Genomic DNA, 16,530 nt, shown 5'->3' with positions numbered 1-16,530 from the left:
GGTTAGTCGCTATGTGTTTATGTTTTTACTTCCCTGCGGGATCAAACCTCCGCCGCGCTACCGCACAAGTTAGTCGTGTTGATCGAGTAACTTCCCTCGACGGGGCACTCTTTGGCGGAAGTTAGTCGGTTTGAGCGAGTAACTTCACACATAGGGCAACACTTTGGCGGAAGTTAGTCGGTTTGATCGAGTAACTCCACACATAGGGCAACACTTTGGCGGAAGTTAGTCGGTTTGATCGAGTAACTCCACTCATGGGCAACACTTTAGCGGAAGTTAGTCGGTTTGAAAGAGTAACTTCCCCTTAAGGAGCACCATTTGGCGTGAGTTAGTCCGTTTGAGCGAGTAACTCCCTCTCAAGGAGCACCATTAGACGAGAGTTAGTCGGTTTGAACGAGTAACTCCACTCACGGGGCAACACTTTAGCGGAAATTAGTTGGTTTGAACGAGTAACTTCCCCTGAAGAAGCACCATTTGGCGAGAGTTAGTCGGTTTCAGCGAGTAACTCCACCCCATGGGGCAACACTTTGGCGGAAGTTAGTCGGTTTGAGCGAGTAATTCCCTCTCAATGAGCACCATTAGGCGAGAGTTAGTCGGTTTCAGCGAGTAACTCCACCCATGGAGCAACACTTTGGCGGAAGTTAGTCGGTTTGAGCTCGAAAAAGTCGGTCATCTCGCCCAAGAGAGATACTCTCAGCTGGGAGTTACTCGAAATATTCGAACATCTCGCCCTCGAGAGGATCTCTGAGAAGGGAGTTACTCGAAAAAATCGAACATTTCGCCCTCGAGAGGGGCTCTGAGCTGGGAGTTACTCGAAGAAATCGAACATTTCGCCCACGAGAGGGGCTCCCAGCAGAGAGTTACTCGAAGAATCGAACATCTCGCGCACGAGAGGGGCTCTGAGCTGGGAGTTACTCGAAGAAATCGAACATTTCGCCCAAGAGAGATACTCTCAGCTGGGAGTTACTCGAAAGAATCGACCATTTCGCACACTAGAGAGACTCTCAGTTGGGAATTACTCGAAAAAATCGAACATCTCGCTCTCGAGAGGGGCTCTGAGCAGGGAGTTACGATTACAAGCAGCCTCCGGATTCAACAAAAAAAGCCGACTGAGTTGCACAATCAACTCAGTCGGCTTTTTCTCTTGAACGCTATTTCCTCTTCCTTTCCCCGTTCAGTCCACCGAGCCAGTGTACACGGCCGCAGCCGGGCCTGTCATATAGATGCGGTTATTGTCCTCGTTCCAGTCGATCGACAAATCCCCGCCGGCGAGCGAGATCGTCGCCTTACGATCCGTCAGTCCGTTCAGCACGGACGAGACGAGCGTCGCGCAAGCGCCGGTGCCACATGCAAGCGTCGGCCCCGCTCCGCGCTCCCATACGCGCATGTCGACTTGCTCGCGCGAGTTGACGGTCGCGAATTCGACGTTGATCTTGCGCGGGAACAACGGATGCTTCTCGAGCTTAGGCCCCCATGCGGCCAGATCGAAATTCGCCGCGTCGTCCACGTAGATGACGCAATGCGGATTGCCCATGGAAACCGCGGTGAACTTGAACTCGCGACCGTCGACCACTACGCTATGGCCGAGAACCGGATTCGCGTCGATCGTCGTGGGAACGTCCAGTCCGTTCAGAATCGGTTGTCCCATGTCCACGGTTACCCAGGCGGCTTGCCCGCATTCCGTCGTAATCCGAACCGGTTGCACGCCCGCTCCGATCGTCTCGATCGTCAGTTCCGTTTTGTCCGTCAAACCGTTATCGTACACGTATTTCGCGACGCAACGGATCGCGTTGCCGCATTGCTCCGCTTCCGATCCGTCGGAATTGATGATTCTCATCTTGAAGTCCGCGTTATCGGACGGCAGTATATATACCAACCCGTCGGCTCCGATACCGAAGAAACGGTTACACAACCTTACGGCCAGCTCAGCCGCATTATCCGGAAGCGCCCGCTCCCCGGCGACGACGATGAAGTCGTTGCCTAATCCATGCATTTTCGTAAATTCCATATCGACTTGCCTCCCGCGATAGACTCGCCTTATCTAAACCTCTGATCTCATCATAATGCTCTTTGAACGGGATGAGCATATAGCAATTCTCCGTTTGTTTGCACTATTCGACGATCGTTCGGTTAGATCAGCCTTCGATGCGCAAGCAATCCAATGCTTTTTTAGCTCTGTCGCGCGCTTCCTGAACGGAATCTCCCGTCGATAGCGCGACCGCCAAGCGACGACCGACCTTCGTAACGGGTTTGCCGAAGGCGCGGAGCTGCGTATGCGGGACGGACAGCGCCTCTCCGATCCCTTCGATCCGGTAATCCTCCAATTCGGCTTCCGCTTTCAGCGGTCTGCTGGCGCCCGGAGCGGACACGTAGATTTCCGGAATCGGATACCCTAGAATCGCCCGGACGTGCAGCGCGAATTCGGATAAGTTCTGACTGACTAGCGTGACTAACCCCGTATCGTGCGGACGAGGCGACACCTCGCTGAAATATACCTTGTCCTTCGCCAAGAAGAGCTCCACGCCGAAAATTCCCGCGCCTCCAAGGGCATCCGTAATGACGCCGGCGATTCTTTTGGCTTCGGCGAGCTGGTCTTCCGTCATTTCGTGCGGTTGCCAGGACTCGATATAGTCTCCGTCCTTCTGAACGTGGCCGATCGGAGGACAGAACAACGTGCCGTTGACCGAACGAACCGTAAGCAACGTGATCTCGGATTCGAATGTAATGAATTCCTCGACGATAACCCTGCCTTGCTGAACGCGCCCGCCTTCCATCGCGATCGTCCAGGAACGATCCAGCTCGGCCTCGGAACGGCATACGCTTTGCCCTTTGCCCGAAGAACTCATGAGCGGCTTAACTACGCATGGAAATCCCATTTCCCGGGCAGCTTTCGCGAATTGCTCGTACGTGTCGGCGAAACGATATCCCGCCGTCGGCAAGCCTAACGTCTCGGATGCCATACGCCGGATGCCTTCCCGGTCCATCGTCAGTTGGGCAGCGCGCGCCGTAGGAATGACACGATAGCCTTCCTCCTCCAACTTCACCAGCTCGACCGTCGCGATCGCCTCGATCTCGGGCACGATCAGATCGGGCTTCTCCTTCTCGATCACGTCGCGGAGCGCTTGCCGGTCCAACATATCGATCACGTAGCTGCGGTGTGCGACCTGCATCGCGGGCGCATTCGCGTACCGATCGACGGCAATGGTTTCGACCCCGAGCCGTTGCGCTTCGATAACGACCTCTTTGCCCAATTCTCCGGATCCAAGCAGGAGCAGCTTCTTGCTTATGTACATCATCGATTCCTCCAAATTCGCTATTTTCAATACCGTCCATTATACACGATGAAATAACGCCGGGCAGTCGGTTACTTCTTCGCCGCAGGTATCGTCAGCTCCGCCAAGGGCCGAGCAAGCTCCCTCCAAAGTTCGGGTACGTATTCTGCCCGATCGACGTATACGGCTTGCAAATATCCGCTGACGTTCGTTACGCGGTCTTGAACGAGAATCTCGTGAATTTCGGAAGCTTTGCCCGGCACGGCTCCATCCGTCGTCTTCCGGAATCGGTCTAACGGCAGGAACATGTCCGGGCTTTTTCTGTATGAACAACGGTCCGGGTATCGCGGCGCGCTCCCCGAATCGTATTTGGACAGCTTTACGTCCCCGGCATGATCCGCGATTAAGCGCTGCGCGTCCAGTTTCAGCACCGCAAAGCTTTCCTCGGGCTCCCTTCGCGCGTACGTATCGATCATCTTCCTGCAATCCGCCAACGTCGGCCAGAAAAACACGTGCCTGTCCAGGCAATGCCGGAATGCCTCCAGCGTCGTGCCGGGAGCCATCATCTTCTCGGGAATTCGCAGATGGGCATTGATGGTCATCTGAATTGCCGGCATGCCCTCTTCTCCCCCGTAATCGACGTTAAACGGCTTTAAGCGGCGTTCTCCCGAGTTGTCCGGATGAATGCGGTAGCTGGACATCAATGCGTCAAAACGCGCTATTCCCGGCAAATTGCCGACTCTCGTAAAATGAAATAAAGACTTCCTTCCGCTCGGTTTCGTTATCGCTGCCGCTGGGTCAACCGCATGATCCATTATTGTTCGATTCCTCTTCCGCCGGTAAATTAATGTTCCGCATCTTAGCTAGCCTAGGCAGATACATGCATTCTATTCACTCGGTAAAAGCTTGAAGTTCCGCCCATTTATTCGCCATGAAAAAGACGCCGACGGATTCGCCAGCGCCTTGCTTTGCCTTTTGCGGAATCGAACGTTAGTTTACCTGGCCGCGGACGGGGGTACCGAAGTCCCTCTGTAAGTGATATTGCGGCCTTTTTTCTGCTTCGAGGTTCCGAGCACGCTGCCGATCCCCATCGCGAACGTCGGGATGCCCGCGGCGACGATAACGAGCGCCCAATCGCGGAAATCGAGCGGAACGGTCTTGAACACCGGCTGAAGCGGCTGCACGTACAATACTCCTAACATCAATATGAGCGAAGACAAGACGGCAAAAACGAGAAATTTGTTTTCGAGCAGCTTGCGATGGAAAATCGATCTGGAGCTGCGGCAATCGAATACGTGGATGAGCTGGGCCATGACGAGAGTCGCGAAAGCAACGGTCTGCGCATGGATGAGCTGATCGGAATGGCCCGCTCTCTGATTCAGCGCCATGACGAATGCCGCCAACGTGCACACGCCGATCAAGATGCCGCGGCTGATAATTTTCCATCCAAGCCGGCGGGCGAAAATATTTTCTTTGGCGGAACGCGGTTTATGCTGCATCAGATCGCTTTCCGCTTGATCGACGCCAAGCGCCATGGCAGGCAATCCGTCGGTTACGAGATTGACCCAGAGGATCTGGATCGGAACGAGCGGTAATGGCAGCCCCGCCATCATCGCCATGAACATCGTCATGATCTCCCCGACGTTGGAGGCGAGCAAATAACGGATGAACTTGCGAATGTTCTCGTAAATTCCCCGTCCTTCCTCGACGGCGGCGACGATGCTGGAGAAATTGTCGTCGGCGAGCACGAGCGCAGAGGCTTCCTTCGTTACGTCGGTTCCGGAAATCCCCATCGCGATGCCGATATCCGCGGCTTTAACGGCCGGAGCATCGTTGACTCCATCGCCCGTCATCGCCACCACGTGTCCGCGCCGTTGCAGAGCTTGGACGATTCTCAGCTTATGCTCTGGAGAAACGCGTGCGTACACGTTCACGTCGTCCGCGATTTTCTCCAGCTCTTCGTCGTTCATGGCCGACAGCTCCGCGCCCGTAAGCACGCGTCCTTCTCGTCCGATAATGCCGAGCGTCTTGGCGATCGCTTCGGCCGTCGTCCCGTGGTCTCCCGTAATCATGACGGTTTTGATGCCGGCTTGACGGCATTTGTAGATCGCTTCCTTCACTTCCTTGCGCGGCGGATCCATCATCCCAGTCAACCCGATAAAGATCAATCCGTTCTCCGCTTGCTCGGTGCTCGCGCACTCGTCGTAAGACTTCACTTCCCGGAACGCGAGTCCCAACACCCGCAGCGAATCTCTCGCCATCGCCTCGTTCGCGGACAGTACTTTCTGTTTCAACGTGCCGGTAAAAGGGACGACTTGATCGTTCCACAACACGTACGCGCATTGCTCGACGAGCATGTCCGGCGCGCCTTTCGTGCACACCAGTTTGCCGCCCTGATGCGACATAAGCACGGACATCCGTTTCCGTTCGGCGTCGAAAGGGAATTCCTTCACTCTTGTATACAAGCTCTGCAGCGTCGATTTCGTCAATCCGGTTTTGGCCGCAAGCACGAGCAGCGCGCCTTCCGTCGGATCGCCTTTGATTTTCCATTCCAACGGCTCTCCCGCCGTCGTATCCGGTTTACCCGGCTTGCGTTTCTTCGGATCCTCGTTCTTCTCTTGCTGCGTCAGCTCCGAATTATTGCAGAGGGCGGCGATCTGAGTCAGCCTGCGAAGCGAAGAGTCGCCTTTGGCGTCGATGCTCTTGCCGCCTTCCCGAAGCAATCCGATCGGCTCGTAACCTTCGCCCGTCACTTCGATCGAACGTCCTCCCAGCCACACTTGCGTCACCGTCATTTTATTTTGCGTTAGCGTACCCGTTTTGTCCGAGCAAATAACGGAGGCGCACCCGAGCGTCTCCACGGACGGCAGCTTTCGCACGATTGCCCGGCGCTTGATCATTCGTTGAACGCCGAGCGCAAGCGCGATCGTCACGATCGCGGGAAGACCTTCCGGGATGGCCGCAACAGCCAGACTCACGCCCGCAAGGAACATATCGTAGATTGGCTGGCCATGCAAAATCCCTGCCAGCACGACGACAACGGTCAAGATAATCGAGACGATGATGAGGATTTTGCCGAGTTGCTCCAAGCGATGTTGAAGCGGCGTATCCGCCTCATCCGTCTGTTGGATCAGATCCGCGATTTTCCCCATTTCCGTCTGCATGCCCGTAACGGTAACGATCCCTTTAGCCGTTCCCCGCGTAACCATCGTTCCTAGATACCCGCAATTTTTGCGATCGCCAAGCGGAAGATCGGCGGCCGATAGGCTGACGGCTTCCTTGACGACCGGAACCGATTCGCCCGTTAGCGCCGCTTCGTCCACGGAGCACTCGTTGCACTCGATGAACCGCATGTCCGCCGGTACCCGGTCGCCGCTCTCTAGCAGCACGACGTCTCCCGCAACCAGACCGCGAGCCGGGATCATTAACAACTCTCCGCCTCGAATGACTTTCGCGTTCGGAGCGGATAGCTCCTTAAGCGCTCTAAGAGAACGTTCCGCGCGGAATTCCTGATAGAATCCTAGAATTCCGTTAATTAAAATAATCGCGACGATCGTCAACGCGTCGAGCATCTCTCCGAGCAAGCCGGAGATTACTGTCGCTCCCAACAGTACAAGCACCATGAAATCCTTGAACTGATTAAACAACAGCTTAAGGGGAGATTCCCCGCGTTTCTCCGCCAGCTCGTTCGGCCCTTGAGTCTGCAGCCTTTCGCCCGCTTCCTCCGGCGCAAGCCCATTGTTCAGATCGGTACCCAGCGCCTCCAGCAGCTGTCCCTCGCTTAGCTGGTGCCATGCCTTTCCTTCCACGGTAGCCATCCCCTTCCGTCATATCCGCTTTTATGACCTATATGTATTCAGACAAGCCGGGAAATATCCCGCCGGTTGTCCAAGTCGCGGATCGGTCTATGGCAATTGCTCGGGATGCAAAAAAATGATGAGGTGCGTTAGGCAAAATCATTCATTTCGCTCGACAGCTCATTCTTTGCTATCGCATATTTACGTCATAAAGAGCTAGTTGAAGTAACTATGAAACAAAACAGTATTAAGAGCCATTTGGAACGTTAAAGCGAAAATATGCCGTCTATTTCTTCCTGTAACGGCCCTTTTGACCTTTAATGACCCATTTCTAGCCCTGTTGAGTGTTCATGCGACGACGTAACGGTCTTATCGGGCGGTAAAAGCGGTCTTCGAATGTCAAATGGCATACTAACAGCCATAAGCACCGTTAAAGGCGATTCCTCCTCCTATCGGAAGCTCGATACCCGGTCCCGAAAGCTTTCCCTTTGCGGAGATGTATGGCATCATAGGAAGACAGAAAATCACGCATCACGGAGATGCGACAGGAGAAACAGCTATGTCATTGGACGGAATCGTCACCCGCGCGCTCGTACACGAGCTGCAAGCTTGCGTCAAAGCGCGAATTCATAAAATTTATCAACCAACGGATAACGAACTCATCTTGCATATCCGCGGACAAGGCGTCAACGGAAAACTGTTGCTGTCCGCTCACCCTTCGATGCCCCGCATCCATTGGACGGAACAAACTTGGGCGAATCCCCAGGAGCCACCGATGTTCTGCATGTTGCTTCGCAAATACTGCGAGGGGGGCGTTATCGAAGCCATTCGCCAGATCGGACTGGAACGGATCGTCGAGATCGACGTGCGCCACCGCGACGAGCTTGGGGATTCCTCCTTCAAGACGATCGTGCTCGAGATCATGGGACGCCACAGCAACCTGATTCTGCTCGACCCGGTTACCGGCGTCATCCATGATGGCATTCGTCACGTCACTCCCGCCATTAGCAGTTATCGCGTCGTGCTGCCCGGAAGCGCCTACGTTTCCCCTCCGTCGCAAGACAAAGTTAACCCATTGGAGCCGTCATCCGGTGAAATGTTGGATACTTTGATCGTTAACGTTCCCGACAACAACGAGGATCCTAACGCCGTCGCTTCCGCGCTGCTAGGAACCTTTACCGGCTTCAGTCCGCTAATCGCCAAAGAAATCGCATACCGCGCGACGCATCAAGGCTTGGAAGTAAGGGCGATTTTCGACGATATCGTTAATCAAGCTTTGCGTCAGCAATACGAGCCGAATCTCGTGCTTCAAGAAGACGGCAAAGCTTTGTTCTCGGCCATCTCCCTCACACACGCGCAAGGGGAAGTCCAATCGTTCGCTTCCATGCACGCATGCTTAGAAGCGTTCTATCGCGACAAAGCGTCGCGAGACCTCGTCCGTCAGCGCACGAGCGACTTGAACCGTTTTCTCGTCAACGAGATTGCCAAGAACGAGAAGAAACTGCTGAAGCTCAAGGAGACGCTGGAGGAAGCGGACGAAGCCGACCTCGTTCGTCGCAACGGTGAGCTTCTGACGGCCCATCTGCACGCTTTCAAACGTGGCGACAAATCCGTGGACGTCGTCGACTATTACGAGGAAGAGCAACCGACGCGGACGATCGCCGTCGATCCGCTGCTCGCTCCGAACGAGAACGCCCAACGTTATTTCCGCAAATACAACAAATTAAAAAACAGCCGCGCGGTCGTCATGGAGCAGATGGACGGGACGAAGACGGAGCTCGAATATTTGGCTTCCGTGCTTCAAGGCTTGGAGTCGGCTACGCCGAACGATATCGGAGAAATTCGCGAGGAGCTTATCGAACAAGGTTACATCCGGGAGCGCGGAATCAAGAAGGGCATGAAGAAGAAAAAGAAGGACACCCCCGCCATTCTTTGTTATACGTCTAGCGAAGGTATCCCGATTTACGTCGGCAAAAACAACACGCAGAACGACTACGTGACGAACCGGCTCGCGATGTCCTCCGACACATGGCTGCATACGAAGGACATTCCCGGCTCGCACGTCTTGATCCGAAGCGCGGAATTCGGCGAAACTACTTTGCTCGAAGCGGCCGTCTTAGCCGCATATTACAGCAAAGCCAGGGCATCGAGCGGCGTGCCCGTCGATTACACCCGCATACGCCATGTTCGCAAGCCAAGCGGCGCTAAGCCCGGCTTCGTCATATACGACAACCAGAAGACGCTTTACGTAACGCCGGACGAAACGGCCATCCAACAAATGCCCTCAACGGTAAAATAACGCAAACAGCGGTTCCTGCCCCTAGGGAGGAACCGCTGTTTTTTATTGGCCCCGCTAATGTTTTCGTTACTTCTGTAAGCCTCGAAGCAATCGAATTGCGACCGCCGAATCCACCGATCGGTTGCCGATTTCACCGTGATAGGCGATCCCGTCCTTGACTCCGTGGAAATCGGAGCCTCCCGTTATGAGTTTCCCCCGGCTTGCCGCCCATTCCGCGTAGCGCGATTCCGTCTCCGAATCGTGGTCGGAATGATACGCTTCCAATCCGTCGGCTTCCCCGTCCAGCAAGCTCAACACTAACTCGTCGTTTCCATAGATGCCGGGGTGGGCGACGATAGCTATGCCCCCCGCTTCATGGATCCAGCGAATCGCTTCGCTCGGCCCGATACGCTCGGGACTTGCGTACGCCGGCTGACCTTCCCCGAGCCAGCGGTCGAAAGCTTCGCGGAGATCGGCCACGTATCCTTTGTCGACCATCGCTTGCGCGATGTGCGGCCGGCCAACGGAGCGTCCCTTGCGATCGCTCTTGTCGGCGCCGGCTGCAGTCTTTAGTTCCTCCATGCTGACAGGCATGCCTAACCGATCTAACAGCGCGAGAATTCGTTCGTTTCTACCGTTACGAACATTTCGCAATGACTTTAACCTCTCGAGCCATTCCGGATCGTCCAGCTTAAATCCATAACCTAGAACGTGAATGTCTTTGCCGGCGACCCCGGTACTCAATTCGACGCCGGGAACGACGAGTATTCCCAGTCTTGCGCCAGCCTCCATCGCTTCCGGAATGCCGGAGATCGTATCGTGATCCGTAATCGCGATTGCCGCCAGACCGGCTTCGCGGGCCATGCGTACGTTGTCCTCCGGCCGCTGCAACCCATCCGAAGCGATCGTATGGGTATGCAAATCCGCCCTTTTATCCCCGTTATTCATGAGAAAGCTCCTTTAGATCATGCAAAAGCGTGGTAGCCGGTATCGACAATAGCGATGAACGCAGACGAACGGAGAAAAATTGCCTCCGGAAGCTGACGTTTTTAATTTTTACCGGCTTAAGCAGCCCCAGAGTAATCTCGTGCTTGATCGTCCACATAGATAAGATAGATAAACCTAGCCCGGCTTCCACTGCCGATTTAATCGCGCCCGTGCTGCCGAACTCGCTTATTATGCGCAATTGCGTATCGGAGACGCCATGCCGGAGCAACTCGTCCTCCATGATCTGGCGGGTACCCGACCCCTTCTCCCTTAACACCAGCGGCTCGCTAATGACTTCGCCGAGCGTAACCTCGTCTCGGGACGCGAAGGGATGTCCCGTCGGTACGACTAATATCAATTCGTCATCCATAACCGGTTGCGCTTCGATGCCCGGAACGTCGCAAGGCGCTTCGATCAGACCGAATTCGAGTCCTTGGTGGGCGACCGCCTCGATAATTTCGGTCGTGTTCATGACCTTCATGACGACCGATACTTCAGGGAACCTTCTCAGGAACGAGCCTAGCAGCCCCGGCAAAACATATTCGCCCATCGTTAAGCTCGCAGCGAATTGTAGACGACCTTTCAAGTCCCCGATGAATCGGATCATCATTTCGTCCGTCTCTTGCATAAGCTCGACCGCTTTCCGCGCTTGGGGCAGTAAACGATGTCCCGCTTCCGTCAATTCCAGTTTCTTCGTCGTCCTGTTCAATAGCTTCGTGCCGAATCGTTCTTCGAGTGCCTGAACTTGCATCGTTACGGCAGGCTGCGTCATATGAAGCGTTTGCGCCGCCGCCGAGAAACTTCCCCGCTCCGCCACGGTGTAGAAAATATGTAATTGATGCACGTTTAACGCCATGCCGGTACCGCCTTCCGTCCGCTATTCTCTCCGGATTATACCACACGCGGCGAGGTTTCGTCGTTCCGTTTCGCCTCGCACGAACAGCCGGCGGGAAGGTTCTCTTCCGGGCCGGCTGCTCGTTCGTATTCGGGTCTAATCTATCTGCGTTTGCGATTATTCTTGATCAAGGTCATGCGGCGGGAATGCCTAAGCCACGAGTAATACGTCTTCAGATCGCGCAATTCCATCGTCTCCGACATTCTACCCAGAAAAGTAACGACGATCATCTTATGCAATGGATTGCCCAGCAGATCGGTATCCGTCTCGCTAATCGCGAACTCCGCTACGAATACGAGATCGTCGTCGATCGTGTATACGTCTTGTTCGTTGCGATAATAAGAAACGATCCGGTCTTCTTTTAGGCACTCCCACATATACTCAGCAATGTCGGAATAACCGGTCCTTTCGCTTTCGACCCGGTCGGTCCAACGCGTGCGAGCATGGTTGGTAATAATGATGTCGCATACTTTCTTGTCCCCTAGGATGACATGAAAGGGCTCATAAGTATTCCATCGTTCGGTATGTTTATCCTTCACCGGGCTATCCCCTTCCCGATTCTAGGTACTATGAACCAAATAATCCCATATAAATAGGGAGTTAAGTACATTTTACAGCATTTATTCCCGAGGATTCAACAAAAAATTAAAAAGCCTCCTTTCATCCCACGATTTGGTTAATATTATTTATATCACTTATATAGCAGAAAAGTCTCCTATTATTTAGGAGACTTTTCTTTATGATCGAATTATTTTTACCGCAAGCGATCAGAGACCGTAAAAACGGGTTTTGTCGGGTACGTTTTTCTCGTACTCCGTCTTGATTTCGTTGCGGTAGGAGCGTTCGATTTTGCGGACGAAGGGTAGACGCTGCAAGTTGCGAACGGCTTCCTCCGCCACGTCGGCGTTCATATACATTACGGCGTATTGCATTTTACGGGACAAATAATGCAGCGTGCCGTATTTGTCCAATCCTCTGGCCGCTTTCGGATCACTGAACCATACGATATAACCTGTCCGTTCGGCAAACATGTCTAACCTCCTCAATCCGTTCGTTTATCCGCAGCCGCCGCTTCCGCAAGAGCAACTGCCTCCGTTGCCGCAACCCGATGCCTTCGGATTCGGATCGTTGTCCGGAACCTTAATGCTTTGGGATACGGCATGCGCAAGCGTTCTGGATATATCGTTAAGCAAATAATCCAGCGAGCTTTCCGCGGCTTTATATTGGCGCACGCATTCCACCTGGTCAAGCCGGCTCTCGATGGCGTAAACCTCGTCCAGAGCCGCGTTGTAATCCGGATGAAACCTGCCGAACCTCTCGCACTCGGCGAACTTCTCTTTCGCTTTGGCGAATTGCTTGGTCAGTACTTGCACCTCGGCATCTTGATGCACTTGATCTTTCCAATAAACGTATTCCGCGGCGAAGGCGGAATTTTTAAGCGAATCCCCCAGCTCGAAGGCGCGGGATAAGAGTAATGCCATGTCGGCAGGCTCGTTCTCCATCACACCTTGTCCCGCCGCAGGGAGGGTTTGCGTCATGCTGGCCATCGGCCTCACCTCACCTTTCGGCTTTGCCATACCCAACAATCATAACACAAATTGCTCGACATCGGTCAATCGGTTTCAAGCGCGTCCAATGACGGAAGCACGATCATCATATCCGTAAATTGCTCGGCGTTCACGAATGCCTGCTCGGATTTATCCAGCCTCGTCCCGATTTCGCAATCGTCGGACTGCCACCTTCCGCTCACCGTCCATCGGTCGCCATCCTCGCGCAATCCATTCGGGACGAACGTACGGGCGCTGCCGTCAACCTCCAACCGGACTAACGCTTCCCATTCGATCGCCCGCTGAATCATTTTCTTCCTCGTCGTAGCGTGATAAGCTCGGGGCTTCATGATCCAAGCGGCAGGGATTTCCGATAAGCCCGGAAATAACGACTCCGCGTCAGGCCATACGGGATCTGCCTCGTAAACGCCAACGGCGTCGGGGGCGTACACCCACCCCGAATCGGATTTCGTTTCCTCCGGATGATTCTCGTTCTTGTCCGAAGCCGGGGAAGAAATCACCTGAATGCGATCGGGAGGCGGGTAACCGATCTGTCTTAGCTTCGCCGATAGGACGGAATAGGATTCGGAGAGAACGATAAAATCGCGGTCCCCTATTTTCTCCAGCAACATGTCCGCGATGTCCGGATCGCGCATAATCGCGTCGGCAACCGTAGCGTCCTCCGTCCTTAGCAGCATCGCTTCGGCGAACTTGATTTTACCGAGCGGGGCAAACCAATCGGCCAACGAATCGGCCACGGGCTCCGGCAACGGAGCCCTGGATGCTTGCTCCAGGAGTTCGGTAACCGATCGAAGCACGTAACCTGCATTATATGCGCGTGCGCAGGCGTTGCGGCTTAGGCGGTAAATGCATATCGCGTCCGACGTAACCGGATCGGCGATATCCGCCAGCATCCAACGAAGCTTCAGCTTGGCATCCGGCGGCACGAACAGTTCTCCGTCGGGTTGGACGAACAATTCCTCGAACGCGTCTATTGCTCCCGCTTCACCCGATTGGGAAAGCTTAGGCTCGTTGTCGAGTCTTTTCCGATAAACCGCCTCTCCGGCGCAATCTCCTCGCTCCAACCAACCGAATGCTTCCATGAGACCGAGCCACTCCAGACCGAATCGCTCCCCATTTCGATTGCCGTCGTCAATGACAAGCCGGGATTCCCGGAACCATACTCCCGGCTCCAGCGCTCTTACTGCCGAGGCGATCAATTGCAGCCCTGCGTCCGCTTTCCCATACCTGGTAAGAAGAATATCGTACAACCTGGCATCCGCTTCCGCGGGAGACAACGCCAACCAATTCTCCATGCCGGATGGCGCAACCTTGATTTCGTTGTCCGATCTCATCAGCGCTTTCAAATGCAAACCAATATCTAGGGCGATAGCCGCTTGAGGAGCAAGTTGATCGGCATGAGGATAAGTAAGGTTCAGACACCTGATCGCATCGGCCGGAAATCGCAACTCTCCCGTAAACTTGGCGACCGTAGGGCGATGCAACGAGCCTTTGCCTGTCCAGGTCAAAGGTTGACGGCGCAACGTTTGCCATGCCGACAGTAACTCCATAGAAAGAGGCAAAGGAAGGGCGGATGAAGTAACCGTCACATCGGCAGCTTCGTCAGGAGCAAGAGGCTCTCCCCCTAGCGGAAGCAATAACGGTTGCCAGAGCGTAACGGTGTCCTCCGGCAAATAAAGCAGCTGATCTCCCCAAGCCTTGCGAACGGCAAAAATAATCCCGCTTCTCCGAAGCTTCGCGAGGGCGACTCTCACTTCGGATCCCGCGAAAGCCGACGACCGGCCTAACGATTTGATCAAATTTACCGGTTCGAACGGCTTTGACGCGAATCGTTCCACAAGGTTATTCAGAACTGCTCTTTGGTCGGTATCGAGGTAAGATCGAAGCCATGCCTCCGCCCATTCCCGACATCGCAAAATATCCTCAAGGTATTGCCCATCTTCGAGGCGTTCCCGTACGACCGGATCCGTTTCGATGAGCGCGCGAATAGACTCGGGTAACCGCAGAAGCGATTGCGCAACGTTCATATTCTCGTCTCCTCCCCTTGCCAACGATCGACGGAATAAGGGTACCCCTGCTCCAACAAAAACCGGCCGCGATTACGCGAAAACTCCACCTCGTCCGTCCCTTCGCTGACGAGCGAATAGAACGAGGCTTCGGTTCCGTTCCGTTTCGGCCTCAGAATGCGACCTAACCTCTGAGCTTCCTCTTGCCTGGATCCATAACTCCCCGACACTTGGATCGCGATCGCCGCATCCGGAAGATCGACCGCGAAATTGGCGACTTTGGACACGAGCAGCACATCGATCTCGCCATCGTTAAACCGGTCGAACAACCTTTTGCGGCTTCTATGAGGCATCGCTCCGGTAATAAGCGGGAGCGACAATTCCTTGGACAAAGCGTGCAGTTGGTCCAAATATTGTCCGATGACCAACGTCGGCGTACCGATATGCCTTCTTAGCAGCGCCTTAACGACTTCCGCTTTGACGGGGTTCTCGCCGGCGATACGGTGTCGGCTTCGCTTTGGCGCAGCCGTATAGTCGGAAGCGGTCCGCGAGTCGAGCGGCACTCTCACTTCCGTGCAAGACGCCCGGGCGATCCAGCCTTGGCTCTCCATCGTCTTCCACGGCATCTCGTAACGCTTCGGCCCGATCAAAGCAAAGGCGTCTCCCTCTCGCCCGTCTTCCCGGACTAGCGTCGCGGTCAGTCCGAGTCTTCTCGTCGCTTGGATGTCGGCCGTAATGCGAAATACCGGAGCCGGCAGCAAATGTACTTCGTCGTAAATTATCAATCCCCAGTCGCGATTAACGAACAATTGCAGATGAGGATACGACTCCTCCTTAGAACGCCTATGCGTGAGCACCTGGTAAGTCGCGACGGTAACCGGCTTGACGTTTTTCGCGCGCCCCGTATATTCTCCGACATCCGCTTCCGTCAAGGTCGTATTCTTAAGAAGCTCCGCGATCCATTGCGAGACGGACACTCCGTTCGGCGTCAGAATGAGCGTTTCGCACCGCAGTCTGGCCAAGGCGGCCAGCCCTACCCAAGTTTTGCCCGCGCCGCACGGGAGCACGACGATTCCGCTTCCTCCATCCATCGCCGCTTCTCCGAGCAGCGCTTCTACCGCATCCGCTTGGTAATCCCTAACGATCACCGGTCCCCCCGAGGCGGTTTCCGTGCGCAATTCAATCTCCAAGCGTTCGCCGGCATGGAATCCCGCTTCGTCCTTGACCGGATAACCTCTCGCTGCCAGTTCGCGCTTTACCGTGCCTCGACATTCCGACGCTACGAGGGCGATCGTATCCGACGACTCTGTCTCCGGCAATGTACCCAATATCGGGCCGATCGTCTCCATCCCGCGCAACCGATCCATGAGCTCCGGCGTCGCCGCAATGAGTTTTAATCCGCCGTCTCCGGTAACGAGACGAATTTGCCCGTAACGGTCCATATACGTGCGGATGAGGTCCTCTATTTGCTTTGGAAGCGGGTTACGCGAACATAACGCGAGACTTTGAAGCACCCGCTCGGAGCTCCAGCCCGCGGCTGCCGCGTTCCACAAAGTAACCGGTGTAAACCGGTAAGTATGCCATGCACCCGGACGCTTATGGAGCTCGGCGATTTCCCGGAGAAACTTTCTCGTTTCCTCATGGTCGGGGTGGCGCTCGTCCAGAAGCAACGTACCGTCCGATTGTACCCATAACGGTTTGGGCAACGTCATGATCAGCCTCTCCCT

12 protein-coding genes are annotated in these 16,530 nt (G+C 54.8%); 1 reads left to right on the top strand and 11 read right to left on the bottom strand.

Features of this window, described 5'->3' with window-relative positions:
• Positions 1-1,174 precede the first annotated feature (1,174 nt).
• From dapF to D7Z26_RS09215, 4 genes are all read right to left on the bottom strand, one after another.
• Positions 1,175-2,008 (bottom strand): diaminopimelate epimerase, encoded by an 834-nt coding sequence (dapF, locus tag D7Z26_RS09230; protein ID WP_120976059.1) that lies wholly within the window; start codon positions 2,006-2,008, stop codon positions 1,175-1,177.
• Positions 2,009-2,135: 127 nt separating this feature from the next.
• Entirely contained in the window at positions 2,136-3,293 is a 1,158-nt protein-coding gene (purT, locus tag D7Z26_RS09225) for a phosphoribosylglycinamide formyltransferase 2 (protein ID WP_120976057.1), read from the bottom strand.
• 71 nt (positions 3,294-3,364) lie between these two features.
• Positions 3,365-4,087, bottom strand: coding sequence for a DUF7002 family protein (locus D7Z26_RS09220; protein WP_120976055.1), 723 nt, complete (start codon positions 4,085-4,087; stop codon positions 3,365-3,367).
• Positions 4,088-4,267: 180 nt separating this feature from the next.
• Positions 4,268-7,081 carry a calcium-translocating P-type ATPase, SERCA-type gene (locus D7Z26_RS09215; RefSeq protein WP_120976053.1) on the bottom strand — a complete coding sequence of 938 codons (2,814 nt, stop codon included), beginning with the start codon at positions 7,079-7,081 and terminating at the stop codon, positions 4,268-4,270.
• Positions 7,082-7,628: 547 nt separating this feature from the next.
• On the opposite strand from D7Z26_RS09215, the gene D7Z26_RS09210 reads away from it, so the two are divergent.
• On the top strand, positions 7,629-9,368 hold the full coding sequence (locus tag D7Z26_RS09210) for an Rqc2 family fibronectin-binding protein (protein ID WP_120976051.1): 1,740 nt from the start codon (positions 7,629-7,631) through the stop codon (positions 9,366-9,368).
• 66 nt (positions 9,369-9,434) lie between these two features.
• Here the strand turns inward: D7Z26_RS09210 and D7Z26_RS09205 are convergent, their stop codons facing one another.
• The 7 genes from D7Z26_RS09205 to D7Z26_RS09175 all read right to left on the bottom strand — a co-directional run bounded on the left by D7Z26_RS09205 (position 9,435) and on the right by D7Z26_RS09175 (position 16,515).
• Positions 9,435-10,295, bottom strand: coding sequence for a PHP domain-containing protein (locus tag D7Z26_RS09205; RefSeq protein ID WP_120976049.1), 861 nt, complete (start codon positions 10,293-10,295; stop codon positions 9,435-9,437).
• Entirely contained in the window at positions 10,288-11,190 is a 903-nt protein-coding gene (locus tag D7Z26_RS09200) for a LysR family transcriptional regulator (protein WP_120976047.1), read from the bottom strand. The genes D7Z26_RS09205 and D7Z26_RS09200 overlap by 8 nt, the downstream gene beginning before the upstream one ends.
• Positions 11,191-11,330: 140 nt before the next feature.
• Positions 11,331-11,768: a hypothetical protein gene (locus D7Z26_RS09195; RefSeq protein ID WP_120976045.1), complete on the bottom strand. Its 438-nt coding sequence runs from the start codon at positions 11,766-11,768 to the stop codon at positions 11,331-11,333.
• A gap of 228 nt (positions 11,769-11,996) precedes the next feature.
• A complete protein-coding gene (locus D7Z26_RS09190) occupies positions 11,997-12,260 on the bottom strand; it encodes a YlbG family protein (RefSeq protein WP_120976043.1) in 264 nt (87 codons plus the stop codon).
• A 24-nt stretch (positions 12,261-12,284) separates the two neighbouring features.
• A complete protein-coding gene (locus tag D7Z26_RS09185; protein ID WP_120976041.1) occupies positions 12,285-12,776 on the bottom strand; it encodes a YlbF family regulator in 492 nt (163 codons plus the stop codon).
• 65 nt (positions 12,777-12,841) lie between these two features.
• On the bottom strand, positions 12,842-14,824 hold the full coding sequence (locus D7Z26_RS09180; protein ID WP_120976039.1) for a helicase-associated domain-containing protein: 1,983 nt from the start codon (positions 14,822-14,824) through the stop codon (positions 12,842-12,844).
• Entirely contained in the window at positions 14,821-16,515 is a 1,695-nt protein-coding gene (locus D7Z26_RS09175) for a DNA repair helicase XPB (RefSeq protein ID WP_120976037.1), read from the bottom strand. The genes D7Z26_RS09180 and D7Z26_RS09175 overlap by 4 nt, the downstream gene beginning before the upstream one ends.
• Positions 16,516-16,530 lie beyond the last annotated feature (15 nt).

It is taken from the genome of Cohnella endophytica, assembly GCF_003628305.1.
In the GTDB taxonomy this organism is placed as follows: Bacteria; Bacillota; Bacilli; order Paenibacillales; family Paenibacillaceae; genus Cohnella; species Cohnella endophytica.
Note: the sequence above shows the minus strand (reverse complement) of the source record. Positions and strands in the feature narration are given on the sequence as shown.

Excerpts from the sequence above, each read along its gene's own strand:
- dapF (WP_120976059.1), bottom strand. The coding sequence starts at position 2,008 with ATGGAATTTACGAAAATGCATGGATTAGGCAACGACTTCATCGTCGTC.
- purT (WP_120976057.1), bottom strand. The coding sequence starts at position 3,293 with ATGTACATAAGCAAGAAGCTGCTCCTGCTTGGATCCGGAGAATTGGGC.
- D7Z26_RS09220 (WP_120976055.1), bottom strand. The coding sequence starts at position 4,087 with ATGGATCATGCGGTTGACCCAGCGGCAGCGATAACGAAACCGAGCGGA.
- D7Z26_RS09210 (WP_120976051.1), top strand. The coding sequence starts at position 7,629 with ATGTCATTGGACGGAATCGTCACCCGCGCGCTCGTACACGAGCTGCAA.
- D7Z26_RS09205 (WP_120976049.1), bottom strand. The coding sequence starts at position 10,295 with ATGAATAACGGGGATAAAAGGGCGGATTTGCATACCCATACGATCGCT.
- D7Z26_RS09200 (WP_120976047.1), bottom strand. The coding sequence starts at position 11,190 with ATGGCGTTAAACGTGCATCAATTACATATTTTCTACACCGTGGCGGAG.
- D7Z26_RS09190 (WP_120976043.1), bottom strand. The coding sequence starts at position 12,260 with ATGTTTGCCGAACGGACAGGTTATATCGTATGGTTCAGTGATCCGAAA.
- D7Z26_RS09185 (WP_120976041.1), bottom strand. The coding sequence starts at position 12,776 with ATGGCCAGCATGACGCAAACCCTCCCTGCGGCGGGACAAGGTGTGATG.
- D7Z26_RS09180 (WP_120976039.1), bottom strand. The coding sequence starts at position 14,824 with ATGAACGTTGCGCAATCGCTTCTGCGGTTACCCGAGTCTATTCGCGCG.
- D7Z26_RS09175 (WP_120976037.1), bottom strand. The coding sequence starts at position 16,515 with ATGACGTTGCCCAAACCGTTATGGGTACAATCGGACGGTACGTTGCTT.